The sequence below is a fragment of the Arhodomonas sp. KWT2 genome, from assembly GCF_041949875.1.
GTDB classification, from domain to species: Bacteria; Pseudomonadota; Gammaproteobacteria; order Nitrococcales; family Nitrococcaceae; genus Arhodomonas; species Arhodomonas aquaeolei.
Genome location: NZ_JBHFPQ010000003.1, coordinates 1 through 5,135 on the forward strand (window position 1 = coordinate 1; position 5,135 = coordinate 5,135).

3 protein-coding genes are annotated in these 5,135 nt (G+C 67.6%); all 3 read right to left on the reverse strand.

Going from position 1 to position 5,135, the window contains the following annotated elements; translation table 11 throughout:
- Positions 1–51: 51 nt before the first annotated feature.
- Positions 52–3,444: a T6SS effector BTH_I2691 family protein gene (locus tag ACEZHJ_RS00020; protein WP_163141262.1), complete on the reverse strand. Its 3,393-nt coding sequence runs from the start codon at positions 3,442–3,444 to the stop codon at positions 52–54.
- Positions 3,441–4,331, reverse strand: coding sequence for a DUF4123 domain-containing protein (locus tag ACEZHJ_RS00025; RefSeq protein ID WP_163141265.1), 891 nt, complete (start codon positions 4,329–4,331; stop codon positions 3,441–3,443). The genes ACEZHJ_RS00020 and ACEZHJ_RS00025 overlap by 4 nt, the downstream gene beginning before the upstream one ends.
- Positions 4,332–4,336: 5 nt before the next feature.
- A partial coding sequence (locus ACEZHJ_RS00030) for a DUF2345 domain-containing protein (protein WP_375036088.1) occupies positions 4,337–5,135 on the reverse strand: 799 nt, incomplete at its 5' end.

Consider the following 5,135-nt stretch of genomic DNA (forward strand, 5'->3'; position numbering starts at 1 on the left):
CGGCAGGCAGACAAATAGCACGGAGAAAAGCAGCGCTCGAAAAAACATGAACTAGAACCTCATCGTGAACTCGTCCTGCTCGATATCATAATCAGAGCGTCGATCGACGAATGTCAGCCTCAAACGCACGCCATCACTCAACTCGGCATCGCTGAATGACTTTTCGTAGCTCAGGATGACCTCACCCTCTTTCTTACCAACCTCAATATCACCTACTTTGTTCGGCTCCCCCGGGTCCATCCCCTGACCATCCGCGGATCTCAAATAGTCGTCTCCTTGGGTCTTCTTCAGATTGAATTTCAGAAAAGGCTTACCACCAGTGCGCGCATTTATCGCCCCCCTCACCTCCATCGCCACCAGATCGGGCAGGGTGATGGTCAGGTACAGGGTGCGCCCGGCGGGCGACCTGGTGGTCTCGGCCGGCACAGGGGATGGGGTGGGGCCCGTCGGCACCGGTCCGGCCGCCCAGTCGAGGCGGGCGGGGTCGGGGGTCCAGGTGAACTCCACGGTCACCCCCTTGAACACCATGGCCAAAGCATCGTGCGCTTCGGCGAGGTCGCGGTACGGCTCGAGCTGGCCGCGGTGCTGGCCGAAGAAACTGCGGTTGAGCCACATCCCCACCGCTGGCGGCACCAGCAGGGTCGTGCCCTGCGCGAGCCACAGCGTGACGAGCATGCCGGTTACGGCGATCGCGCCGCTGAACGGCGGCGGCGCCCCCAGCAGGGCGATGATGCCGCCGGTGAGGGTGGCGGCGCCGAGCGCCGCTTTACGCCCCATGAGTTCGACGGACAGCCCCAGTCGCCGCCCGTGAGCCGCCTCGCTGAGGGTGGACAGACCGTCGTGGAGGGCCAGGACACTGGTGAAGAGCCCGAGTGTGCGCCCTGTTATCCGCCAGCCAGGGGAGTTGGTAACGGGTAGCACCGAGGCGGCGTCACTGCTGATCATCCAGGCATGGATCGCGGCGTAGTCACCAACCACATTCAGGCCGGTACCGATGTAGTTGGCGGTGTCGCCGATACTCGCCCACCAGCCGTTCTCCTCGGCAAGGTGCTCGCGCTCGCGGTCGAGCACGCCCAGGCTGCCGGCGAGGGTGATCAGCCGCGCGACCTGTTGACCCAGTGCGTTGGCGCCGGTGAATTTGCTCACGCTCGCCTGGGCGTTGGCACGCAGGCGGTCGGCCCGCGCGGCCCAGGCCATTGCCGTGCGGGCCTGCTCGTCGTCGGCGATCTCCGGAAGTGCCTCGAGCCCCGCCTGTCCCTCCGGGGTTGCGGGCAGTTCGACTTCGATCCTGCGCGGGTTATCAGCGATGGGTGGGGCGAAGTTGCCCCCACGGCCGTCGATGAAATGCAGCGCCTCGCGCTTGTCGTCTTCGTCAGCATCGCTATGTTCGGTGCAGCCATGCGCGAGCTGGCGCAGCCAGCGCCGATATTCGCCCACGGTTACGGTGACGCGCACGGGGCGCGACGGGGGCTGGGCGTCGTCGCCCCGGACGTTGGGATCGCCGATCTCGATGATCTGGACGTAACGCACGAGGGTGCGCAATGCGGCATGCGCGGCGGCACACTCATGCCCGTCATCCCGATCCGTCGCGTTGCCAGAGCCGCTTTCGCGCGACTCGCCCCGCAGGGCCGCCGCGCTCTGGTGGCTGGCGAGTGCGGCACAGGCGTTGCCGGTGGCCTGTAGCAGGGCGGCAAGCAGGGTGGGATAGCGGTTGTGGAGCTGCTCGCGCTCGCGGGTGCCCAGCCCGGACCGGGCCGTCTCGAAGCGTGCCAGCCAGGCGGGGTCCGAATCGGGCTGGAAGGCGGCTCCCGATTCCACGGCGGTGACGGCATCGACGGCGGCGTCGATGAGTCCGCGCTGGTTGGCGAACAGCGCCCGCACGAGCACGGCGTCACGCTCGCCGAGTGCGCCGGAGAGCCCCTGCCACAGCGTGGCACTGCTCGAGCCCATGATGCCGCCGCGCAGGGCGTTGGCCACCAGTCCGGTGGCGCCGAGGCCGCTGGGGTAATCGTGCTCGCTGTAGCGGGCGAGCGCGTCACCGAGGTGGGCCTGTACCCAGGCGGCGTAATCGTCGTCCATGGCTTCGAGCAGGGCGCGAGTGGTGTGCAGCCGTTCGCCGTAACGCCGCTCGAAGGTCTCGACGTCGTCGACACGGTAGTGGTCGCTCAGCTGTTCGTCATACTCGCCGACGATCTCGTCGACCCGGGCCTGGTCGCTGGCACGCTGTGCCTGTTCGATGGCCTGGCCATACTCGCTCTGCGACATCGCACGCCGGTTCCGCCATAGGGCGATGGCTCTCACGTAACCGTTCTGCCAACGCTGCTTCGACGCCGGGGCTGGTGTACTTTTGATGCGGTCTTCGTAGTTGGCCTTGATCTGCTGGAGTTCGGCCTGAGGCGTACGCGCCTGCGCCCGTTCCTCGACGAGCGCGTCCCCGGTCTCGTGGACAGAGGTGCGGAAGGCCTCGATCGCCTTCGCCCCCAGCAGCCGGCGACGGTTGGCACCCCCGTCGGCGTCGAGGAACGCCTCCAGCCCGGCCAGGGCCTGGTGGCGGTAGGCATTGAGCTCATCGATAATGCCGAGCTCGTCGTTGACCGCGAGGATCAGCCCCCGGCCCTGGTAGCGCGCGGCGGCGTGTGCCAGACGCGCGTCCATGGCCTCGCGCAGGGCCTCGGCGTCATAGTCGATCGCCTGGTAACCACTGGCGAAGAAGTGCGTGTACAGCGCCCAACGCCCGGGGCTGTACTCCGCCACCCGCTCGGCCAGCGTATCGACGCCGAAGGCGTGGGGCACGGACCGCCCCGCCACCCACGCCGGGATGTCGAGCGACTGCATGTGCCGTTTCCGCCACGCCTCGTCCGTCCCGATGCGGCGGATATGCGCGAGCGGCCACGGATGTTGCGTGAACGCGTAATACACGCGCCTGGCGGTCTCGACGCTCGGCAGGGTGATGAACGCCGCGTTCAGCGCCTCGTTACGCCTGTCGTTGCAGGGGAAGCTGAGCTCACCGGGGGCCACCGGGGGATGCGCGACCGGGAACTGGTAGAACTTGCCGGTATCGGTAATGGCATAGGCGTACCAGTGCAGCCCTTCGGGATGCTCTTCGTCGTAGAGATAGAGATAACCCGGGCGCATCTGGCGCAGGATGTACTTGTTCGCGTGCCACGTCGTGCTCTCCCCCAGCTGCGCCCGCGCCTCGTCATCGAGCTCCCGGCGCTCGCTCCGCCCTTCGGGGAAGGCCTCGTCAAGACTCACGCCCGTGAACGCCGCCACTTCAGCATCCGACAGCCCGGGAATGGACGAGTTGATCAGCGTGCGCTGGCACACCGCGTAGCGCACCGGCAGGATCGGTAGCCCCACGCGCTCACAGTAACGGCATCGCCCCTGCTCCAACCCCGTGCACAGGTGCTCCGCGGCATAATCACGAGCGTCCGTTTCCGTCATGTTGCCTCGACCTCCATGTCCTCTCGGATGGCCTGCCAGTCTGCCGCGCCCAACCGCTTCACCAGGACGGAATACGAGCGCTTCCCTCCGCATTCATTCAGAAGGGAGCGCATGCGTGGATGGCGATGGAACTCCGGGTGGACCCGGACCCCATGGGCAACGAACTCGATGATCTCGCGACCACCGGACAGGCCGAAGCCTGCAGCCTGTTCGATCAGTCGATCGATTACAGCGGGCTCGTTTTCGAGCTTTTGGCGCTCTGCGTCCTGCTCCAGAAACTCGATACAGCGATTGAGCCTCGCGATGCGACGGATAGCCCCCCACTGTGATTCGCTAAGCGTCAGCCGCCCGAGACTCCGCAGCGGCTCGTGCGGCGAAATGCGTATTACCCGTCCGGTATGATCGGGGAAATACCACCCATCGACGGGGCCCAGCAGAATTGACAGCTGCCGCGGCGTCAGGATATCCACCAGACGCGCCAGGATTCGGGGGTCGTGGAAGCGCAGCAACGCGTGCCGGCCGTCCGAGGTGCGTTGTGCGAGTTGCCGCCCGAGATAGCCTGCAATGGCCTCGGGCCTCACCGATGCCACCAGCCACCCACATACCGCGCGCGGCATGACCGGGCTGACTGGCAGGTCCGCCAGTGCTTCGCTGACGGCCCGTCGAACCGCCACGGGATCGTCCGGAAGGCGCTGGATCCGCAACTGCTGCGTTGCCGGAACGTCGACAAACCGATTGGCTATCCGCGCACTACGCTGATCCGACCCGCGGGCAGCGTCACCCGGGCCAGCCGATGGATCCGTTAAGCCGTGCACGTGCTGGCCCGCTTCAAGTGCGCAGAGAAGCGCATCGAGCCCGTTTACGGGCTGAACGGCGTCACCTGCCACCGGCATCACTCCTCCACGAGACCTTCACCGCCCGTGGAGGCATCCCGATTCTTGCGCGAGCACAGCTCGTCATCCCCTTCCGGCAGGTCGGGGAGGGACTGCCCCGTGCTCGCCGGGCCGCCGAAGGCGTGCTGCGCCCCCTTTACGTCTATGGCCCCGGGGGCGTGAATATCGATGCTGCCGTCCTTAATCCGGATGTATCCGCCACCGCTGCTCAGCAGGATCTCGCTGGCCGCGCTTATCTCCACCCGCCCGGCGGATGAGGAAACCGTCACGTCCTTTTCGGCGGCGAGGCCGATGGCGCCGGTGTGTGCGTGGATATCGACGTTGCCGCGTGCGGCGAAGAGCTTGATGCCGGCACGCTGGACGAACAGCGAGAGGCGTTGGGTGATGGCGGCGACGAGGCTGCCGCCGGTGGCGATGTTGACGTCCTCGCCGCTGGAGACGCTGAGCGCGCCGCCCTGGGCGAGGTGGGTGGAGGCGGGGGTGGTTGCGGTGATGCCTGCCGGCGAGGCGAGGTGCAGCCAGGGGGCGCGGAGCCCGGGGGTCTCGCCGCGCCCGCCGGTCTCGCTGGCGCGGCGGGCGCTGGACTGATCGCCGCCGGCGCTGACCTGCTCGCTGTTGCCGTAGGTGTGCTCGGCGTCCTCGCCGGCGTGCTGGAGCTCGGTGTGCGCCTCGAGCGCCTCGGCGCGGTGGGCGGTGGCGCTCCCGGAGAGGCGCTCGGCGAGGCGGTGGGCGCTGGCGAGCTGCTCGCGCGCGGGGGTGAGGTCGAGCTGGTCGCCGCCGGCACCGGGCTGGCCCCAG

What these genes read in the sequence shown, in the direction of transcription:
- ACEZHJ_RS00020 (WP_163141262.1), bottom strand. Translation starts at nt 3,444, where the DNA reads ATGACGGAAACGGACGCTCGTGATTATGCCGCGGAGCACCTGTGCACG.